This window comes from Dyella sp. Tek66A03 (genome assembly GCF_052567735.1).
Window position 1 is genome coordinate 2,124,953 of the sequence record NZ_CP199584.1, and the last position, 19,589, is coordinate 2,144,541.

Here is a 19,589-nt window from a genome sequence, read left to right on the forward strand (position 1 = left end):
AGGCGCCGAAGGGTCGCCATCATCAACATAAGGGGAGGAAGTCGATGCATAGGGGCAGGCTCAGACGACCAATAAACAGGCAGCCGGTGAGATTGGTACGATTGCCGCTTGCCGCGGCGATCTGTATCGCGGTTGCTTCACCGGTGATCGCGCAGGACGCTGGCCAAAGCCAGGGGCCGGCTGCGGCGCCGACCACGGCGACAGCCGCCAAGACGCTCAACGCCGTGACGGTGACGGCACAGAAGCGTGAGGAAAACCTGCAGAAGGTCCCCATCAGCATGGTTGTGCTGGGGCAGGACCGGCTGGAGGAACTTCACGTCAAGAGTTTCGACGACTACGTAAAGTACCTGCCGAGCGTTTCCTACCAGACCTTTGGCCCGGGCTTCGCGCTGATCTACATGCGAGGCGTGGCCAGTGGCGGCGACGGCAACCACTCCGGTTCACAGCCGAGCGTGGGCGTGTATCTGGACGAGCAGCCGGTCACCACGATCCAGGGGCCGCTCGATATCCATATGTACGATATCTCCCGCGTGGAGGCGCTGGCCGGGCCGCAAGGCACGCTGTATGGCGCCAGCGCGGAAGCGGGTGCGTTGCGCATCATCACCAACAAGCCCGATCCCAGCGGTTTCGCTGCCAGCTACAGTGCTGGCGTCGATTCAGTGGATCACGGCGGCGTCGGCTATACCGCCGAGGGTATGGTCAACATCCCCATGTCCACCAGTTCGGCGATTCGCCTGGTTGGCTGGCACGAGCACGACGCTGGCTACATCGACAATAACGTTGGTCAACGTACGTTCCCGACCTCCGGCATCACGGTCAGCAATGCACATGGTTGCACGCAGACCCCGACCCTGGTGTGCACCGGCGCCGCCAAGAAGAACTACAACGATGTCGATATCAGCGGCGGTCGCATGGCGCTGAAATTCGGCATTACCGATGACTGGACCATCAGTCCCACCATCATGGGCCAGCAGACGGTCGCCAACGGCAACGTCGCTTCCGACCCGCAGGTCGGCAGCCTGGCGATCACGCATTTCTACCCGGAGCACTCCGACGATCGCTGGATCCAGGCGGCGTTGACAGTCGAGGGCAAGATCGGCAACTTCGACCTGACCTATGCGTACGCGCATCTCAAGCGCAATCAGGAAGAGCATAGCGACTACAGCGACTACTCGTTCTGGTACGACACCCTGGCCGGCTACGGCGCGTACATCGTCGACAATGCCGGCAACACGATTAATCCGTCGCAGTACATCATTGGCAAGGACCGCTACACGATGAACAGCCACGAGCTGCGCATCGCCTCGCCGAAGGACGATCGTCTGCGTGTGGTCGGCGGCCTGTTCTGGCAAAAGCAGGTGCACGACATCGAACAGCGTTACATGATCAACGGCTTCGCCGACAGCCTTTCCGTGACCGGGTGGCCCAACACGCTGTGGCTGACCGAGCAGCGGCGTATCGACCAGGACGAAGCGATCTTCGGCGAAGTGTCGTACGACTTCATCCCGGAAACCCTCACCGGCACGGTGGGTGGGCGTTATTTCCACACCAACAACAGCCTGGGCGGCTTCTACGGCTTCAGTGCAGGCTATGCACCCGGCTCCAGTTACGGCGAGGCGGGCTGCCTTTCGCCCACGCCATACCGTGGCGCGCCGTGCCAGGACTTCGCCAAACAGACCAAGGAGAACGGCTCGCTCGGCAAGGCCAACCTGACCTGGCAGATCACGCCCAGCAAGATGATCTATGGCACGTGGTCCGAAGGTTTCCGTCCCGGTGGCATCAATCGCCGTGGCAGCCTGCCGCCTTACCAGTCGGACTGGCTCACCAACTACGAGCTTGGCTGGAAGACCACCTGGTTTGACAACCGGCTGTCGTGGAACGGGGCGGTGTTTCGCGAAAAGTGGAAGGACTTCCAGTTCAGCATTCTTGGCGCCAACGGCCTCACTGAAATCAAGAACGCTGGCCAGGCCCAGATCGACGGCCTGGAATCGGATTTGAATTGGGCTGCGACCTATAACCTGCAACTCGGTGCAGGCTTCGCTCTGTACAACGCCAAGCTCACGGAGAACTACTGCGGATTCACCGATACCAATGGCCACCCGATCACTTATTGTCCGGCAGGTACGGTCAATCCACTGACCGGCAACACGGTCACCGGCCCCCAGGCGCCCTCGGGCACCCAGTTGCCGGTAACGCCAAAGTTCAAGGGCAACCTCACCGCACGCTATACGTGGGACATCGGCGGCAAGGACGCCTATGTGCAGGCGGCCGTGGTGCATGTCGGCGAGCGACAATCCGATCTGCGCGCGTACGAACGGGGGCTGCTGGGTCCCATGCCGGCTTACACCACCGTGGACTTCTCGACGGGCATCAAGAAGCACGGCATGTCGCTGGATTTCTATGTCACCAACGTGTTTGACAAGCGTGGGCAGCTCTACCGCTTTGCCGAATGCGCGGAAGCGGTGTGTGCGGCCCACAACGTGGTGCCGGCGTATCCCAACGGACAGGTCTATACCGTGATGACGCAGCCGCGGACGTTCGGGCTTCGGTTTTCGCAGGAGTTCTAGGCTAGAGCGGTAGTGAGAAGGTACGAGAGCCCCGATGCGAGTCGGGGCTCTTTCTTTAAGGGGCGGGCGGCGCGCTGGCTACGGGTAGCGATTGAACCAGGCGGCGACCTGTCGGCGTACCTCGGCCTGCCCGGGCTGATTGACCCATTGATGGGGTAGGCCTTCCACAACGCTGTCCTTGAAGCGCTCCGACGCCTTGTCCTGCGCGTAGCGAGGCCTCAGCGCATCACCGAGCTTGCGCAGGTCGTCATTTGCGATGACCACGTCCGCGCTCCCCTGAAGCACGAGCAGCGCTGGCGGTGGCGCGCCGGCGGCGATATCCGCAGCGCGACCAGCGACATCGGAACGAGCAGCCAGTGCGCGACTCTCCGGGCTCCACGCGTAACGCTGCCCCGTTGCATGCTCAAACGCTGCAACGGAGGCACTCAGTCCCGCGGATGGATTGAGCACCACCGCGGAACTGACCGGCACGACGCGCTCTGCAAGTGACATCAATGCCGCCGCTCCACCAGCGGAAAATCCAAACAGCCCGATCTTGTCGCCCGCCTTCATGCAGCCACGCTGCTCAAGCTCCCGGACCACGGCAGGCAACTCGTCGACGGCTCCCACCACAATCGGTTTGAAGACAAGCAGACCTACGTCCTCCTTCTGCCGGCGCACCAACTCGGTCTTGCCTGCCGCAGGAGCCCGCCTTCCGAACAGCGGAAGCCCCAGGTAAATCTTGATCGCCGGCACGTCGTCCAACGGAAGCGCCGCCATCAGCGCCTCTTCGCTATCCGGCGGACCAAAGCCGTGCCATAGCACGATCGGGGGCCTGCTTATCCTCACGGGAAAACGGACCATGGCCGGAACGCCCGCCAGTTCCGTTATCGCCGTCCTGGCCTCAGGCGTATCGCCAAAGCATCGCAGTTCCGGGTCGCCGGGCACATGCTGGGACGCGATTGCCGCGCGAATCGAAAGCACGCAGAGCGCCAGTAAGATCAAATGACTCACTAACTTGGAGCGACACATCTGCATTTGCTTCTCGGCATGTCGTGAACGAACCGGTTAACAGCTAATGATTGCTTCGTCGCACCGATGCATCCGCGACGCTTTTCGCGATGTGCAGGCCAATGGTCAAAGCACAGGGCCCGATACTGGCCGTTGAACGAGCACGTCACCGAGGACATGTTTACCGCCTCACCGGTGCTGAGCGAACGTGCCGAAGGGCGTGGTCGATCGTTACCGGATGCGTCGCGCCCCTCGTGATCCAGCAGGGTGGTAAAGGGCGGCGCGGTGCTCATGGGAAAAGCAGTGAGCTTCATGCTCCCTCACGCATGGCTTTGCACGCCGCAGCCCAGAGCCCGCGGAACCACGGTAGGGCACAAGCGGATAGTTCAGAAATGGCGTATTAACGGCGCGCCACTGCCGTCATTCACCCTCCGTCAAACGGCCTACATATTCACGCCAGCTTCCCGTCTCATGGCGCATGTTTTGCCCGACGTATTCCCGACGAGTCACGCTTTGTGAGCGTCGCAAGTTCATGCGGCCAGGGGTTGGTTCAGGTCGCTGCGATTTGCTGCATGTTCCGGCGGGCCGCGCTTCGTGAGCGTCGCAGCGTTGTAGAGGCATAGCGCGTGGGTGGATTTCGTTCCTGAGCCACTTTGCCGCGTTTCTGATACCGGCATGCCTGTGAGCATGCCGCCCAAGAGAGGAGATCGATCATGGTACGCGTGAGCTCTCGAATCGGTTACGGGTTCGTGTGTGTATGCGCTATGGCGCTCGGCGGCTGCTCAGATTTCGTCAAGAAGGCCGAGTTCGATTCCGCCATTACGGAATTGCGAAACAACGATCAAAGGCAGCAACAGGAAATCGACGCGATCAAGCAGGAGATGCAACAGAGATTCGCCAAGTACGATGCGGCGATCGCCGAGATGCAGGGTCGTATTCGCGTTGACACGATTGCGCTTTTCGACACCGACAAAGCGGATTTGCGCGATCAGGACAAGGCTATGCTCGATGACTACGCGAAAGTGTTGAAAGAGCATCACACCAGCGCATTGGTCACCGTCGAGGGTTTCACTGATCCATCCGGTTCGGCTGCCCACAACTACAGGCTGGGCATGCGGCGTGCCCAAGCGGTGCGCAACTATCTCGTCCAGACCGGCGGGCTCCCCGACAGCCAGGTGCGGGCAGTGAGCTATGGCCAGGCGAAGAATCGACAAGTGGTAGCCGGAGCCTATGGCGATAAAGGATTACCCAATCGTCGCGTGGCACTGGTCGTTGATTTCAACGGCGGTGCAGAGGGTGCACCCGCTACACCCACTACAACCGATACCGGCAATAGCAGTGGCTGAGTAGTTCTTCTTGCACCTGCCTATGGTGTCGGTGCTGCGATACTCGTCTTGACGACAAAGGCCGCCATGGAGGCGGCCTTAGTTTGTCCATGAGGCGAATCGATACCTTGCTGCGCCGAATGATGGAGCCAGGGCGCTTCTCCTGAGCGTATCCCAGCAAGCCTTGAAAGCCCGTGCTTCAAGCTCTGGATTTGTTTTGACCAACAATATGTCTTTGGCGCGTCCCGGCCTGACCTTGATTGTCATCGGCCGACGGTAGGCTACATGTCTTTCCGACTCGGCTGTCGAACAGGTGTTCCGTGAGCCAGGAATCCACATCGAGTCCTTGGAAGAAGCCCACGACCCTGGTGGCTGGTGTCGGGGCTTTGGGTGTGGTTTTTGGCGACATCGGCACCAGTCCGCTTTACACCTTCAAGACGGTGCTGGATCTGACCGGCAGTCACGCGCCGCAGACCATCTTCGGCGTGATTTCCCTGCTGATCTGGACGCTGATCATCGTAACGACGGTGAAGTACGCCGGCTTTGCCATGCGCATCGACAACGACGGCGAGGGTGGCATCTTGGCCCTGATGGCCTTGCTGGGCGTCAAGCGAAACAAACGTCCTGCGATCGTGGCAGCTGGCTTGTTCGGTGCTGCGCTGATTTATGGCGACGGGGCGATTACTCCGGCGATCTCGGTATTGTCGGCGTTGGAAGGTTTGAATATCGCGACACCATCGCTGCAGCCGTATGTGCTGCCACTGACGGTGGTGATTCTGCTGGCGCTGTTCGCGCTGCAGCCCATGGGTACGGCGAAGATCGGCCGCGCTTTCGGCCCCATCATGGCGGCCTGGTTTTTGATCATGGCGGTGCTCGGAGTATGGGGTATCGTGCGGCACCCCGGGATACTGTGGGCGCTCAATCCGTACTACGCGCTGAGCTATCTGGTGCATGGCGGTAGTGGTGCGTTTCTAGTGCTGGGCGGCGTATTTCTGTGCGTGACGGGTGCGGAAGCCTTGTACGCGGATATGGGGCACTTCGGCGCGGGACCGATCAAGCTGGCCTGGTCGGCGCTGGTGTTTCCGAGCCTGGTGCTGAATTACGCAGGGCAGGGCGCTATCGTCCTGGAAGGTGCGCCGACGCAGGGGAATATCTTCTATCGCCTGTGCCCACCTTCGCTGACCTTGCCGCTGATTATTCTCTCGACGATCGCCACGATCATCGCGAGCCAGGCGATCATCACCGGCGCGTTTTCGATGACGCGCCAGGCGATTCAGCTTGGCTGGATGCCACGCCTGAGAATTCGGCAGACCTCGAAGGAAGGCTACGGCCAGATCTACGTCGGCGCCGTCAACTGGATCCTGATGCTGGTAACGATCGGTTTGGCGTTGGGATTCCGCAAGTCAGACAACCTTGCCGGCGCCTATGGTATTGCGGTGTCCGCCACGATGTTGATGACCACGGCGTTGTTGTTCATCGCCATGCGCGAAATCTGGAAATGGAACCTGGCCGCGAGCGGCGCTGTCGCCGGTGTGTTCTTCGTAGTCGACGCCGCGTTCTTCTCATCGAACATGATGAAGCTGCTGGAGGGAGGCTACGTACCGTTGCTGCTCGCCGCCCTGGTCTATCTCATCATGTTCGTGTGGCACAAAGGCATCAAGGCCGTGGCCAACCGGCTTGGCGAGAACCCTGTGCCTATCGATGCCTTCATTAGCGACATCACTGAGTCCAAGGTGGCTCGCGTACCCGGCACGGCCGTGTTCCTCACTCGCGCTCGGGCCACCACGCCGCCCGTGATGATCTGGTACGTCAAGCATAGCCACGCCCTGCACGAGCGCGTGCTTGCCGTCACGTTGGATGTCGCGTCGACGCCTTACATCGCAGCGAAGAGCCGCCTCGTGATGGCGGAATTGGCACCCAATTTCTGGTCGATCACGGCGAGCTACGGCTTCATGCAAAAGCCCGACCTGCCTTCCCTGATGTCGCAGATCGCGACCGGAGGCTGCCCCATCGATACGCACGAACTCACCTATTTCACAGGCATGGAAAAAATCGTGCCGCGAGTGGATGGCCGTGGTCTGCCGCACTGGATGGTGTCCTTGTTCGGCGTGCTGCTGCGCAATAGCACGCGCCTTACCGACTACCTGCAAGTGCCGCCCAGCCAGGTGGTGGATATAGGCAGGCAGGTGTCGATCTAGGCGACCATGATGTGGTGGCAAGGAAGGGGCTAGGGGCCCTGCCCTCGCTTCATTCCCGTCTGGGCGTGCCGCGACACGCAGCGCAGCCCACTCACTGCTTAATCTTCTCCGACTCCACTACGAGATCCAGCACGTAAGCGTTCGACGGCGTATCAGCCGGCGGATTCTTGATGGCGTAGCGCTTTACGCGCACTACATTGCGGATGCCCGGTTCGTGGGTATAGCCCTCGATGTCCTGATTCAGCGGGTGCCATGCGCCAGGCGTGCCGCTTGGCAGGCCGTGCTCGTCGAAGAAGCGGTCACGCACTTGCAGGCATTGCTGGTTGCCGAGCACGGGGTGGTTGGCCAGCACAGGGTGGTTACACGGCACGGTTTGCGCGGCTACTTCAAGGAAGGCCGTCTCGCCTGGACCGCCAAAACGCGTCTCTGCCGTGGGCACACCCGTGAAGCTCAAGGTGTCGCCGCCGTCGGTGATCAACTGCAAGCGTGGGGCACTACTGTCGGCTTGCAGGCTCAGTTTCGGGGCGCCTTGGAGGCGCTGGCTGATGGCACTGTCGAGCGCGGACAGGCCGGGATCGGCGCAGGCCATCCTGCTCTGCATCATCGGACCAATCTGCAGTCGCCCATTTTCGACCCTGAAGCCGCCACCCAAGACGTTGCAGCTATTGATGACATTGACCCGGCTGTCGTTGAAATCCAGTTGCACCAGCTTGTCGGCACGGACGAACAGTGCGTCGATGCGCTTGCCCGCGCTGTCAGTGGCGTCGTTGAGTTGCCAGTGATACTGGCCGAGCAGGTTGCTGTCGGATGGCGCTGATGTATTTGCGACGGGTGGCACCGCGGCGGCCGTAGCCGCGCTGGCGGTGGTGGTCGAGGAAGCAGGGGCCGTCGACTGTGGTGATGGCGAACAGGCGGCAAGTGCGAGCGGAAGTAAGAGCAGGCGGTATTTCATGGGGATACCTCCGTTGAAGCGGCCTGAGTTGCCAGGATTGCGTAGGCATGTCGCCGACAGGGACGTCGAATCCAGCGATTCCAGGGTGAAAGATCGAGGTGTCGTCGTCTTCGAATAGTGAAGAGCGAGGGCTGCCAGCTTGTGCGTCTTAATCAAGTGTTTCCATGACCATCGACAGGGTCAGCCTTTCTCCATGAATCCAGCCGGTATGCTTCGCCGTGACCGAGTGGCATGAGCGCTCGCTCGGTGGTGTTGCTTTCCCTCTCCGGTTAGCCAAGGACGCCGTATGCTCTGCAACCTGTTGGTTGGTTTGCTTGTCCTTAGTGGTACCTCGGCCTGGGCCGCCGATCCAGCACCCACCGTATTTGCGCCCGGAGTGATTTCTGGCCCTTTGCACGACAGTGCGCCGGCCTTCACGCCCGATGGCACCACGGTCTACTTCTCGCGCAGCGATGGACCGCACTCAAGCATTCTGGTTAGTCATCTCGAACAGGGGCGCTGGTCGCAACCATTGACGGCAACGTTCTCCGGGCAGTGGAGCGATATGGAGCCGAGCATGTCGCCGGATGGGCGTACTTTGGTGTTTATCTCCAATCGGCCGAAGTTGGCGGGTGGCAAGCCGCTGGATGGTTTCTTCATGGGACGCAGTTTCCCCGGCGCCGGCGGGAATCTTTGGATGGTGACGCGCCAGGCTGATGGCTGGAGCATGCCGGTACGGTTACCCAAGATGGTCAATCGCAGCGACTCCACTTTTGCACCCAGCGTAGCGGCCGACGGCAGCTTGTATTTCATGCGTCCGGCGGACGATCCGAAGCACTTCCGGCTCTATCGTGCCGCGTATGTGCATGGCGCTTACCAGGAGCCGCAGCCGTTGCCTTTCAGTGATGGCAGCACGACCGATGTCGACCCGGCGGTGGCGCCGGATGAGTCGTTTGTGGTGTTTGGTTCCAGTCGCGCGCCGGCACGCCAGATCGACCTGTTCATCGTGTTTCGCGATAAGCGGCAATGGGGCACGCCGATACATCTGGGCGATGTAGTGAACAGCGCCGGCTCTGATGCCGAGGCACGACTGAGTCCCGATCATCGCACGCTGTATTTCGCCAGCGATCGGCTTAGCGATTTACCGCCGGGTGCGACGCGGGCGGATTGGGATAACGGCAAGTACAACATCTGGCAGGTGTCGTTGGCGCCGTGGCTGGAGGCGCACGCTCACGTCACGAAGTGAGAGCAACCGGTTGATCGTGGCCAGCGCCTAGGCGTTTACGCGCACGAAGGCGAACACGAAGGCGAGCAGCACGACGATGACGCCGGTGGCAACGACCAGGCGATCGGCAAACAAGCGGCGCATGGGAACCTCCTAGACGAAGCTGTAGCGCTCCGAGTGGTATTTGGCGAGCGGTACTTTCATCTCGCCCAGGGCCTTTTCGATGGCGTCCATCATCACGTTCGGTCCGCAGATGAAATACTCGTGATCGGCGTAGCCCGGTGGCAAGTGGCGCTTGAACAGATCGGCATTGATGTAGCCGCTTTCGCCGGTCCAGCCTTCGGGTGGCTGCGAAAGCACGTGGACCACGGTCAGCTCGAGGCGGGACTGCATCGTTTCCAGTTCTTCGCGGAAGCTGATCGATTCCCAGTCCTTGCTGCCGTACAGCAGGATCAGCGGGCGTTTGTCGCCGCGATCGGCCAGGGTGCGGATCATGCTCATCATCGGCGTGATGCCGATGCCGCCTGCGATCAGCACATGCATATCTGCCGGGTTGCCGATGGTGAAGGCGCCATACGGGCCGTCAAGATAGACGCGTTGCCCGATGACGGCGGTCGGTACGACGCTGGTGAAGTCGCCTAGTTTGCGGATCGACATCTCGACGCGCCCGTCGGTGGCCTCGGCGCTCGACGAAAATGAGAACGGGTGGCCGGTGATCTTGAACGGACTGCCCCACAGCGTCAGCCAGCCAAACTGGCCGGGGCGGAAACGAAAGCCGGCATGGCCGTCGGGCCGCATGACCAGGGTGGTGGTGTCGCCGCGTTCCTGCCGCACTTCGGCGATGCGGTACGGCCGCCGCAGCATGAACAGGGGTTTGATGATGCGCACGTAGAGCAGCAGTGCGATCCAGAAAATGGCCAGGCCGATCCACAGGCTGCGTTTCCAGGGATCGACCTGGTAGTAGCCCCAGGCCAGCATGTGCGCCATGCCCGCGGCAACGGCGGTCAGCGCGAGCGCGATGTGGGTGGCGTGCCAGGTTTCGTAGCTGATCTTGAGCTGCGTGCGCCACAGCGCCATCACCACCAGCAGGATCAGCGAGCCGATCGACAGTCCCGCAAAGATCGCACCCAAGGGCAGCTGCCCGATGGACTCGGGCAGGACCATCGCCTCTGAGCGCACCGCAAGCAGAATGATGGGATGCGCTACCACCAGGCTGACGGCGATAAGCGAGACGCGACGGTGAAAGTGGTAGATGACGTCTTCGCCCCAGGGCTCGGTCACGTACCGAAAGCGCGCGGTGAGACCGAACTGCAAGCCCATGATCGCCAGGCCCGAGTAGCCGAGCGCAATCGAGAACTCCGTGCCGAAACCCCGGCTGGGCGGTAATGCACGGGTCAGCAAGGCAAACAGCGGGGCGAGGATAAACAACAGGTAGATCGCCGACCAGATGGCCTTGTGCAAGAGATCGCGTAGCTGCATCGATGTCATCCCTCGGCCGCGGTGGCGAATTGATCAGATGCAGGTCTTGAGCACCAGTGAAGGCGCGAACGTAATCACGGTGGCAACCAGGGCCGCGATCAGGGTCCAGACCACGATCGTCTGCAGGAATACCGCGCCCTGGCCGAGTGCGGGGTCGGGCGTGGCCGTTGCCAGATGGCGCCACATCCACGCAATGACGACCAGATGCACGAGTAGCACGATGGCGAGGCTCCAGCGCAGCGGGCCGGCCGACCAGCCGAATGCACATCCGATGGCGTGCAGCGCGTAGAGCACGACCAGCGCGCTGCACCAGACGATAAAGCCTGCCGTAAGCCACCACAGCCGCCGGGGAGGAAGCTGACGCTCGCTCATGGCCGCCCCCCCAGCATGGCCACCAGGGCCGGCAGCGAGAGCAGGAGACCCAGCGCGATCACGCCGGTTATCGTCGTGTAGTCGAGCCACAGGCGCGTCAAACGCAGGTCGGTCAAACGTCTTGGCGCAATAAAGCCGGCATTGATGCGCAGCAGATTGCTGATCAGGAACAGCAGGCCGATGCCGGCGTGCACGAACACATAGGCAATCAACGCGGCGGCGGTGGCCCCGAGTGCATGTTGCTGCGGATGCGGGGTGACGCTGCCGATCAGCCCCGCAGCTGCTGCCATGGCAGCAAGCCCCGCAGTAGCTGCCATGGCGATCCATCCCTGCGCCTTGCCGCCAGCGGCCGCCGAGCGCAGCGAGCCGCGAGCCGCGGCCGCCGCAACGACGAGCGCCACGATGACCGCGAGCGCCAGCATGCGATTGGCCTGGGGTGCCAAGCTTGCCGGCCAGTTCGGCGCGGCGATCCAGAGATAGAAGGTGCCGAACACGAGTGAGGTGAACAGCGTACCGTCGGCGATCAGCGTGCAGATCAACGCTAGCCATGCCGGTGGACTGGCCGCTTCGGTATGCGGCGGCACGCTGACGCCGTGGCCGATGGGTAACGGGCCGTAGTCGCGCGCAAGGCCGGCGCGCTGCCCCGCGAACACGAACAGCCCCATGACCACCAGCGCAATGGCGAGTGTCAGCAGGTAGAACTTGAACAACATGGCCAGCACCGCTGCGCCGGTGGCCAGCGCGGTGATCAGCGGCAGGTAGGTAGGTTGCGGCAGCACGATCACCTGTTCCGGCTCACCGGAGGTGACGTGCACGCCGAGTGCCTCCTGCCAGCCATTGCGTGCGAAGCCGAGATAGCCTTCGCCGCGTGCCAGCGACAGCGCGAGCTTGCCGGGGTCGACGTGCTCGGTGCCGGCGCCGACCCGGGGAATCGATGCGAAAGCGTAAGCTACCGGCGGAATCGGCATGGCCCATTCCAAAGTCGTCGCATTCCACGGGTTGCGTCGAACGCGACGCCCGAAACGCAACTGCACGATCATGTCGATCACCACCATGCCGAAGCCGATGGTCATCACGAAGCTGCCTACGGAGGACAGCAGGTTCAGCCAGTTCCAGCCTTCGTCGCCGCTATAGGTGAATACGCGCCGCGGCATGCCCAGCAGGCCGGTGAGGTGCATCATGAAGAAGGTCAGGTTGAAGCCGATGAAGACCAGCCAGAAGGCGGGCACCGAGAGCCGGTATGCGGCAGTACGTCCGGTCAGCAGCGGCAGCCAGTAATAGAACCCCGCAAGCATCGGGAAGGCCAGCGCGCCGCCGACCACGTAGTGCATATGCGCGACGATGAAATAGGTGTCGTGGACCTGCCAGTCGAACGGCACGATGGCGAGCATCACGCCGGTCAGGCCGCCTGCCGTGAAGACGAAGAAGAAGCCGAAAATATAGAGCATCGGCACGTCCCAGCGGGGCCGCCCATGCGCCAGCGTGGCAAGCCATGCAAAGAACTGGATCGCCGTCGGCACGGCCACGATCGCCGAGCCGGCTGAAAAGAAAGCGAGTGCGAGATGCGGAATGCCCACGGTGAACATGTGGTGCACCCAGATGCCAAAGCTGAGGAACGCGAGCGCGATGATCGCGACCACGATGGCCCGGTAGCCGACCAGTGGCCGGTTGGCGAACACCGGAATCATGGTCGACAGGGCGCCGGCCATGGGCAGGAAGATGATGTAAACGTCCGGATGGCCGAACAGCCAGAACAGGTGTTGCCATAACAGCGAGTCGCCACCCCGCGTCGGATCGAAGAAGGGCAGGCCAAAGGCGCGTTCGGTCTCGAGCAGGATCGATCCCAGGATCAGGGGCGGAAAGGCCACGATCATCATCAGGGCCGTGACCAGGATGTACCAGCCGAAGATCGGCATGCGGTCCAGCGACATGCCCGGCGCGCGCATTTTCAGTACCGATACGATGATCTCCACCGCCAGCGACAGCGCCGAGATTTCCACGAAGGTCACGCCAAGCAGCCACACATCGGCGTTGATGCCCGGCGTGTAGACGTTGGAGCTCAGCGGCGTATACATGAACCAGCCGGTATCCGGCGCCACCCGCGCGATCAGCGATACGGTCAGGATCGTACCGCCCAGCAGGTAGCACCAGTAGCCGTAGGCGGTGAGCCGGGGAAAGGCGAAATCGCGTGTGCCGAGAATCTTCGGGGTCAGGTAGACCGCGAAGCTCTCCACCATCGGGATGGCGAACAAGAACAGCATCATGGAGCCGTGCATGGTGAAGACCTGGTTGTAGGTCTCCGCGTCCATGAAGTCGCCGTTCGGCGTTGCGAGCTGCACGCGGGTCAGCATGCCGAGCACGCCGGCGATGGCGAAGAACAGGAACGACGTGATCATCATGCGCATGCCGATCACGGAATGGTTGACCGCAGCAAGCCGCTGCAGACCCGGTCCCGTGGCCCATATCCTGGCCAGCTGACGATGCAGACGCAGTGCCGTAGCGCCCCTGGGTGGCTGTTCGACGCTTGCGCTCATGGCTCCGCCTTCGTGGTTGCCACCGCGCCGGCAAGAGCGGCGGGGTAGTCTTCGGGACGATCGACGATGACAGTGAAGTGCATCCTGGCGTGGCCGACGCCGCAAAACTCGTTGCATTGGCCTTCGTAGCGGCCGGGCGTATCGGCCTGGATGCGCAGACGGGTCACCTGTCCGGGCACAGCATCGATCTTGCCGGCGAGGCGCGGCACCCAGAAGGCGTGGATGACGTCCTCGCTGCTGACATCGATGTCGACCGGCGTGCCCGCGGGCAGATGCAGGACGTTGGTGGTTTCCACGTTGCCCTGGTCGGGATAACGGAAGGTCCAGACCCATTGGCGGGCTATGGCCTCGATGCGCGGCGGCGAGTGTCCGGGCAGCGGCAGGAGTCGCTCGCCGGCCAGCAGTCCGTAGCAGATGAGGGGCAGCAGGATGACGGCAGGAAGCGCCAGTCCACCCAGCACGATCCAGCGCGAAGACGGCACCCGCGAGCCCCAGCCGGGGCGACGGATCACCAGCAGAAAGAGCGTGATGACCAACGTAAAGAGCACGGCGGCACCGGCCAGCATCACCCACCACAGCGAGGCTATGGATGCGGCGGACGGCCCGGAGGGATCAAGCGTCGACAGCGGACCGCTGCAGCCGCAGAGCGCCGCGATCAGTCCGGCCTGGACCATCACGTGCGGAAGACGACGATGCTGCGAAAACAGGCGACGTACCCGCTGCAAAGGACCACGGCCATGGCAAAGCAAGGCGATTCCGAAGCTCAGCCCACGAGCCGGGTCCTGCTGGAAATGAAGCGGCTCGACGTGGGCTCCGCGGTGGCCCTGGTCGGGCACCCGCTCCACGTGATGATGGTGCATTTTCCGGTCGCCTTCGTGGTGGCGACGTTCGGCATCGACATACTGTACTGGTGGTCGGGTGACGAATTCTGGGTACGAGCCGGCGTGTGGTCGGCTGGCATGGCGTTCTGGAGTGGCGTGGCCGCCAGCATCGTCGGTACTGGCGAGCTGCTGCTGGTGCGCGGCATCCGCATGCTGGAAGCCAGTTGGTCGCATGCCGTGGCCGCAATGACCCTGGTCGGCATCGCCGGTGCGAACTGGGGCATTCGCCTGGCCAATCCGGCCGACGTCCTGCCGCATGGACTGGTCGTCTCGGCCATCGCCACGGTGATGGTCGGCTTTGCCGGCTGGCACGGAGGCAAACTGGTGTTCGATCATGGCGTCGGCATCTTGGTTTCACCGAAGGACTGATGCAGCCAGCGGGCGAGTCCGCCGGGCTCGAACAGATGCGCGGCGATCTGGTTGGCATCGATATGCGGCTTGGCCAGCACGACCCAGAGAATGCCTGCGATCACCAGCATGTAGGCGCCGGACAGGGTGACGTAAGCGAGCCGGCTGAAGCGCCCGTTGGGCAGGAATAGTTGGTGCATCACGAGACCGGCGAGGACATGCAGCATCGCCATGATCCCCACCAGCACCATCTTCAGCGAGAACCATTCCTGAAATGTGCGCTGCAAAAAGATCAGCACGGTGCCGCTGGCGATGGCGATGAAGGCGGCGGGCGAGGTCAGTTCGACGAAGACCAGCCGGGTCACGCGATGCAGCCGCTCGAGCTCGTCGCCCGGTTTGAGCAGGCGACGCTGCCAGAACAGGAACGGCAGGGCGATCAAGCCACCCGACCACAGGGCAATCGCCGCCAGATGGATGAACTTGAGTGCCGTCGTCATAAGGCGGACTCGCTGGGGCGCAAGCTGGACCAGGCGAGCCAGAGGCCCACGCCAAGATAGGGCAGCATCGCCGGCACCCACATCAGTAGTCCTGCAAGTTGCTGGTCGGCGATGGGCGACAGGCCCCAGGCCGCCGTGCTGATCAGATGCACCAGGTAGAGCGGCTGGCGTGCGAACACGATGACCGCGCCGAGCAGGCCCATTTGTCCGATGGTGGTGGCCAGGGCCAGCAGGGCCGGCCCGGTCTGCAGCGATGGCGCCAGAATGGCGCGCCACATCAGCCACGCGCTACCCAGCAGCGACAGCTGCATCAGCCAATACGCCGGTACGCTGGCGAGACCCCAGGTATACGGCCCTGGCGCATGCCACAGCCACAGGATCACGGCATGCGCGGTGACCAGCACCGCAAGCGGCACCGGGTTCGCGCGCCGTTGCGGAAAGGCGCGCGCCAGCAACGGCGCCACGCCAGCGACCAGCAGCATGTGATGCAGTACGCGCGCCGAGAACAACGCCGATGACAGCGCACACAGCGGCGACACGAAGATGAACAGCATCAGCGCGATCGCGCCCCAGCCCGCACGGGCATGCGCCGAGCGGCCAAGCGTAATCACCAGCGCCAGGATGCCAAGCGCGGCGATGACCACGGGGTCGGTATTCCAGCGCGCCCACACATCGCCTGGGACGGCGGCGGGGCCACAGTAAGCGATCAATGAACCTGGCATGACACGATGTCCTTTCAGGGTTTGCGGCCCCGCGGCAATCAGCAGTCAATCCCACGCTTGAGCAACCATACTACCGGATGCGTTTGGCCGAATAGTGACCGTACCTTTTGTCACCGGATGGCTTTGGAATGGCCATCCAAACCGATACGCGTCGGGTGGCTCTGGTGTACTGCCGATTTCGGTGAGCCACGCTATTCCCGCGTTATCGGTGTGTCGTCCGCGTGAACGCCGCCTGTTGCAGTGGTCGGTTCGATCGGAATGTGACGAACCTTGAAGCCGGTGATGCCGAGCAGCAAGGTGCAGATCGGTGCGGCGATATTGAAGATCGCGAATGGCATGTAGGCCAGCGTCGATACGCCTAGCACTGCCGCCATGTACGCGCCGCAGGAATTCCATGGCACCAGGGGGGAGGTCACGATGCCGGCGTCGCCTACCGAGCGCGACAGATTTTCAGGCGCCAGTCCGCGCTTGGCGAACTCGGCCTTGAACAACCGGCTCGGCAGCAACAGCGCGATGTACTGGTCACCGGCGACGATGTTGAGCCCTATAGCCGTGGCGACGACGGTAAGGAATAGTCGACCCACGGTCTTGGCACGTAGCAGCACGGGCGTCACCAGTTTGCCGAGCATGCCGAAATCGTCCACCAGGATGCCGAAGGTCACCGCACCGATGATCAGCCAGATGGTCAGCAGCATGCTGTCCATGCCACCGCGCGAGAGCAGTGCGTCCACCTGGGGAATGCCGGAATTCGCCTTGAAACCATTGGCCATGGCGAGCCAGATGCCTTTAATCGCGACGATCGGTGCAGGCGTGTCCGGCTCGGCAATGAAGCGTGTGATTGCCTGTGGCTGCATGAAGGCGGCCATGACGCCGGCCAGCAAGGCTGCGCCCATGATTGCCAGTGTTGCGGGCACCTTGCGTATCGACAATCCCAGCAGAAACAGCAGCGGGATAAGGTTCCAGGGGGTAATGTTAAACAGCGCGTCGAGCCTGGCCAGTTCCCCATCGGTAACCGCGCTGTCGAAGCTGCCGCCCCGATTGAGGCCGAACACGGCAAAAGCGACCAGGGCAAGCAGGCCGGCGGGTATCGTGGTCCACACTTGCGAGCGGATATGCACATAGAGATCCACGCCAGCCAACTGGGCCGCGAGCACGGTGCTTTCCGATAGCGGTGAGACCTTGTCGCCGACATAGGCGCCGGAAATGATCGCGCCCGCGGTGATGGCCGGTGACAGGCCGATCATATGGGCCAGTCCGACCAGGCCAACCCCCAAGGTGCCGGCTGTGGTCCATGAACTGCCGATGCTCAGCGATGTGCCGGCGCAGATCAGGAAGGCAATCGGGTAGAACCACGCCGGCGTGATCAGCTTGATGCCGTAGTAGACCAGGGTGGGAATCGTGCCTGACATGTTCCAGGTGCCGATCAAGGCACCCACGGCAAGCAGGATAAAGATCGCGCCAACCACGGTGGCGATGCCCTTGCGGCCCGATTCCGCAATTTCTTCCCAGACATGTCCATTCTTGAAGATGATGAGGATCGCGACCATCGTGCTCAGGATGATCGCCACCTGCAGCGGGCCGTCGACCGCCTTGAGACCGAATAGCGCCACGGAAGCGCCCACCAACCCGATCAGCGCCAACAGCGGGATAACAGCATCCAGATAGGAAGGCGGCCTAGGCGTGCGGGGAGTTGGGGGCGCGTCGTTCATGAGTGTCTCGACGGACGGTGTGGAGCAGCGAATGACAGGTTCGCTGTCAGGCTAAGTGGGCGGCATCACGCGACCGCCGGTACCCTTGGCGAAGGAGTTGCCTGATGTATCAGAAACTCTTTCGCACGTTGACGAAGATCTCAGTCGAGCTGTAGTTGAAGCCGATGTCGGCATTGCTCTTGTCGTGGAGCCACAATACCTGGGGCCGCAACGTCCAGCTCGGCGCGAACTCCCAGGTCAGATAGGTGCCCGCCTCGTGCAGGTTGTCGTTACGCTGAGCCAGGATCGTGTTGTCGAGCGCTTCAGGATGAAAATGAAGCGCCTCCATGTCGTAGGCATTGTGCTCCCACCAGTAATAGATACCCCAGTCCACCGTATCGCTGAACGCGAAATCCAGAGTTGCCGACGCGCCGTAAAGATCGGAGTTTCCATCTGGAAGGGTCGTCGAGACGTAGCGGCCGAAGCGTCCGTCGATGGTGAGGCTGGCCCGGCCGTCCATGAATGAATGGATCCAGCCGGCGGTGCCCTGGGCGGTCGTGCGGGTCCAGGTAACGACCGGCTCCCCCGGAAACCAGCGTCGGGAGTAGAGCAGCTCGAAGCTGAGCTGATTGGCGGCATCGAGACGATGAAGGTAGTCGCCATAAATACCGGCATCGTTACGATAATTGCCGTTGCCGCGATAGCTGACGCGGCCTCTGAAGCCTACCGCCAGATTGTTGTCGCCGAACGAACGGCTGCCCGCCATGTTCCAGCGGAGATCGGAGTTGTCCCGGCTGTCGTTGTTATCGAAGTAGCGGAAGCGATAGTCCAGCGTGCCGCTGAGCGCGTAACCATTGTCGAGCTCGTAGTTGAGTCCGCCTCCCACGCGGAGGTTGTAGAACGTGTCGCGACGATCACTGCCGCCAAACGTTTGTGTACCGATGGTGTCATGCACGTTGTACTCGCCAATGCCAGTTTCCAGGTAGCCGAAACTGGTCAGGCGCCTGCCTCCCTCCACGGACTGCATGGCAGCATCGTTGTAGATCTTGACCTGGCTGAGCAAGTCGGGCGGCAGGTTGTCGAAACGCAGCACCGTCTCGAATTCGATCTTGGCCTCGGCGTAGCGCCCGAGGGCGTAGTAAGCGCGGCCAAGCGCCAGATGCCCGGGTGGTGAATCGGGTTGTGCAGCAAGACTTGCCTGCAACAGTTCCTTAGCCTGTTCGGCGTGCCCGGAGCCAAGTGCGGCGCGACCGAATACGTAGTCGAAGGCGGGATCGCCGCGATTGGCATCAGCCATGGGCGAAAGCAGGTCGTACGCCTCGGCGTACTTGCCATCGTGCAGCAACTGTCGTGCCTGCGTGAGTTCAGTGCTGGAGGCGGGGCCTGTCGCCGGTGCGGGGCGGGCGTATGCGGTATCGATGGGCAGCGCTGCCAGGGTGGCGATGAAGAGCATGAGCGCGACTAACCATTTCAGACGCAGGTGACCGCCACAAACGGTACCGATGGAAGTCAACCCATTCATGGTTTTCCTTGATTTTGACGTGGCTTGACGATGCTCAGTCGCGGGTGGATTTATGTGCAAAAAAAGATTTATTTCACTCGTATAGAAACGTGGCTGACTCAATGCCATTCGTCGAATTATTTGCCCATTTTTATCTACGAAATCCCCAGCCATTCAGGCCGCGCTTGCCGCGCATGAATGACAACTCATCTTCTGTGGTTTTAGCCGCTAGGGCCATGAAGAGAGCGTGATGGCGCGTGTTGGCGACGCTTGTGGAGGTGGCGTGATGGTTTCAGCTGCGATGGTTTCAATCGCGCACGAGTCGTGGCAT

Annotated in this window: 15 protein-coding genes; 5 read left to right on the forward strand and 10 right to left on the reverse strand. The window is 62.1% G+C overall.

What is annotated here, in order from left to right; translation table 11 throughout:
* Positions 1 to 44 precede the first annotated feature (44 nt).
* The gene (locus tag ACT01B_RS09405; protein WP_445147087.1) at positions 45 to 2,567 is read left to right on the forward strand and encodes a TonB-dependent receptor; all 2,523 of its coding nucleotides are present in this window, start codon (positions 45 to 47) and stop codon (positions 2,565 to 2,567) included.
* 78 nt (positions 2,568 to 2,645) lie between these two features.
* Here ACT01B_RS09405 and ACT01B_RS09410 read toward each other — a convergent pair whose 3' ends face one another.
* Entirely contained in the window at positions 2,646 to 3,530 is an 885-nt protein-coding gene (locus tag ACT01B_RS09410; RefSeq protein ID WP_445147088.1) for an alpha/beta hydrolase family protein, read from the reverse strand.
* A gap of 791 nt (positions 3,531 to 4,321) precedes the next feature.
* Between ACT01B_RS09410 and ACT01B_RS09415 the strand changes: the two genes are divergently transcribed.
* Both ACT01B_RS09415 and ACT01B_RS09420 read left to right on the forward strand, forming a co-directional pair.
* Positions 4,322 to 4,903, forward strand: a complete 582-nt coding sequence (locus tag ACT01B_RS09415) for an OmpA family protein (RefSeq protein ID WP_445147089.1) — start codon at positions 4,322 to 4,324, stop codon at positions 4,901 to 4,903.
* A gap of 299 nt (positions 4,904 to 5,202) precedes the next feature.
* Positions 5,203 to 7,080, forward strand: a complete 1,878-nt coding sequence (locus ACT01B_RS09420) for a potassium transporter Kup (protein ID WP_445147090.1) — start codon at positions 5,203 to 5,205, stop codon at positions 7,078 to 7,080.
* A gap of 91 nt (positions 7,081 to 7,171) precedes the next feature.
* Here ACT01B_RS09420 and ACT01B_RS09425 read toward each other — a convergent pair whose 3' ends face one another.
* Positions 7,172 to 8,032 carry a DUF4377 domain-containing protein gene (locus ACT01B_RS09425; RefSeq protein ID WP_445147091.1) on the reverse strand — a complete coding sequence of 287 codons (861 nt, stop codon included), beginning with the start codon at positions 8,030 to 8,032 and terminating at the stop codon, positions 7,172 to 7,174.
* A gap of 286 nt (positions 8,033 to 8,318) precedes the next feature.
* Here ACT01B_RS09425 and ACT01B_RS09430 point away from each other — a divergent pair, with 286 nt between their 5' ends.
* On the forward strand, positions 8,319 to 9,257 hold the full coding sequence (locus tag ACT01B_RS09430) for a hypothetical protein (protein ID WP_445147092.1): 939 nt from the start codon (positions 8,319 to 8,321) through the stop codon (positions 9,255 to 9,257).
* A 132-nt stretch (positions 9,258 to 9,389) separates the two neighbouring features.
* Here ACT01B_RS09430 and ACT01B_RS09435 read toward each other — a convergent pair whose 3' ends face one another.
* Genes ACT01B_RS09435 through coxB form a run of 4 tightly spaced genes read right to left on the reverse strand, consistent with a single transcriptional unit; the run spans position 9,390 to position 14,346 of the window.
* Complete coding sequence (locus ACT01B_RS09435; protein WP_445147093.1) at positions 9,390 to 10,715, reverse strand: ferredoxin reductase family protein; 1,326 nt, start codon at positions 10,713 to 10,715, stop codon at positions 9,390 to 9,392.
* A 33-nt stretch (positions 10,716 to 10,748) separates the two neighbouring features.
* On the reverse strand, positions 10,749 to 11,087 hold the full coding sequence (locus ACT01B_RS09440) for a hypothetical protein (RefSeq protein WP_445147094.1): 339 nt from the start codon (positions 11,085 to 11,087) through the stop codon (positions 10,749 to 10,751).
* Entirely contained in the window at positions 11,084 to 13,621 is a 2,538-nt protein-coding gene (gene ctaD, locus ACT01B_RS09445; protein ID WP_445147095.1) for a cytochrome c oxidase subunit I, read from the reverse strand. The genes ACT01B_RS09440 and ctaD overlap by 4 nt, the downstream gene beginning before the upstream one ends.
* Positions 13,618 to 14,346, reverse strand: a complete 729-nt coding sequence (gene coxB, locus ACT01B_RS09450) for a cytochrome c oxidase subunit II (RefSeq protein ID WP_445147096.1) — start codon at positions 14,344 to 14,346, stop codon at positions 13,618 to 13,620. The genes ctaD and coxB overlap by 4 nt, the downstream gene beginning before the upstream one ends.
* A gap of 12 nt (positions 14,347 to 14,358) precedes the next feature.
* Between coxB and ACT01B_RS09455 the strand changes: the two genes are divergently transcribed.
* Positions 14,359 to 14,871 (forward strand): DUF2231 domain-containing protein, encoded by a 513-nt coding sequence (locus tag ACT01B_RS09455; protein WP_445147097.1) that lies wholly within the window; start codon positions 14,359 to 14,361, stop codon positions 14,869 to 14,871.
* Here ACT01B_RS09455 and ACT01B_RS09460 read toward each other — a convergent pair.
* The 4 genes from ACT01B_RS09460 to ACT01B_RS09475 form a co-directional block, all read right to left on the reverse strand.
* Positions 14,835 to 15,347, reverse strand: a complete 513-nt coding sequence (locus ACT01B_RS09460) for a CopD family protein (protein WP_445147098.1) — start codon at positions 15,345 to 15,347, stop codon at positions 14,835 to 14,837. The genes ACT01B_RS09455 and ACT01B_RS09460 overlap by 37 nt on opposite strands.
* Positions 15,344 to 16,069, reverse strand: coding sequence for a cytochrome c oxidase assembly protein (locus tag ACT01B_RS09465; protein ID WP_445147099.1), 726 nt, complete (start codon positions 16,067 to 16,069; stop codon positions 15,344 to 15,346). The genes ACT01B_RS09460 and ACT01B_RS09465 overlap by 4 nt, the downstream gene beginning before the upstream one ends.
* A gap of 191 nt (positions 16,070 to 16,260) precedes the next feature.
* Positions 16,261 to 17,778: a Na+/H+ antiporter NhaC family protein gene (locus ACT01B_RS09470; RefSeq protein ID WP_445147100.1), complete on the reverse strand. Its 1,518-nt coding sequence runs from the start codon at positions 17,776 to 17,778 to the stop codon at positions 16,261 to 16,263.
* 109 nt (positions 17,779 to 17,887) lie between these two features.
* Complete coding sequence (locus ACT01B_RS09475) at positions 17,888 to 19,279, reverse strand: tetratricopeptide repeat protein (protein ID WP_445147101.1); 1,392 nt, start codon at positions 19,277 to 19,279, stop codon at positions 17,888 to 17,890.
* Between the last annotated feature and the right edge of the window lie 310 nt (positions 19,280 to 19,589).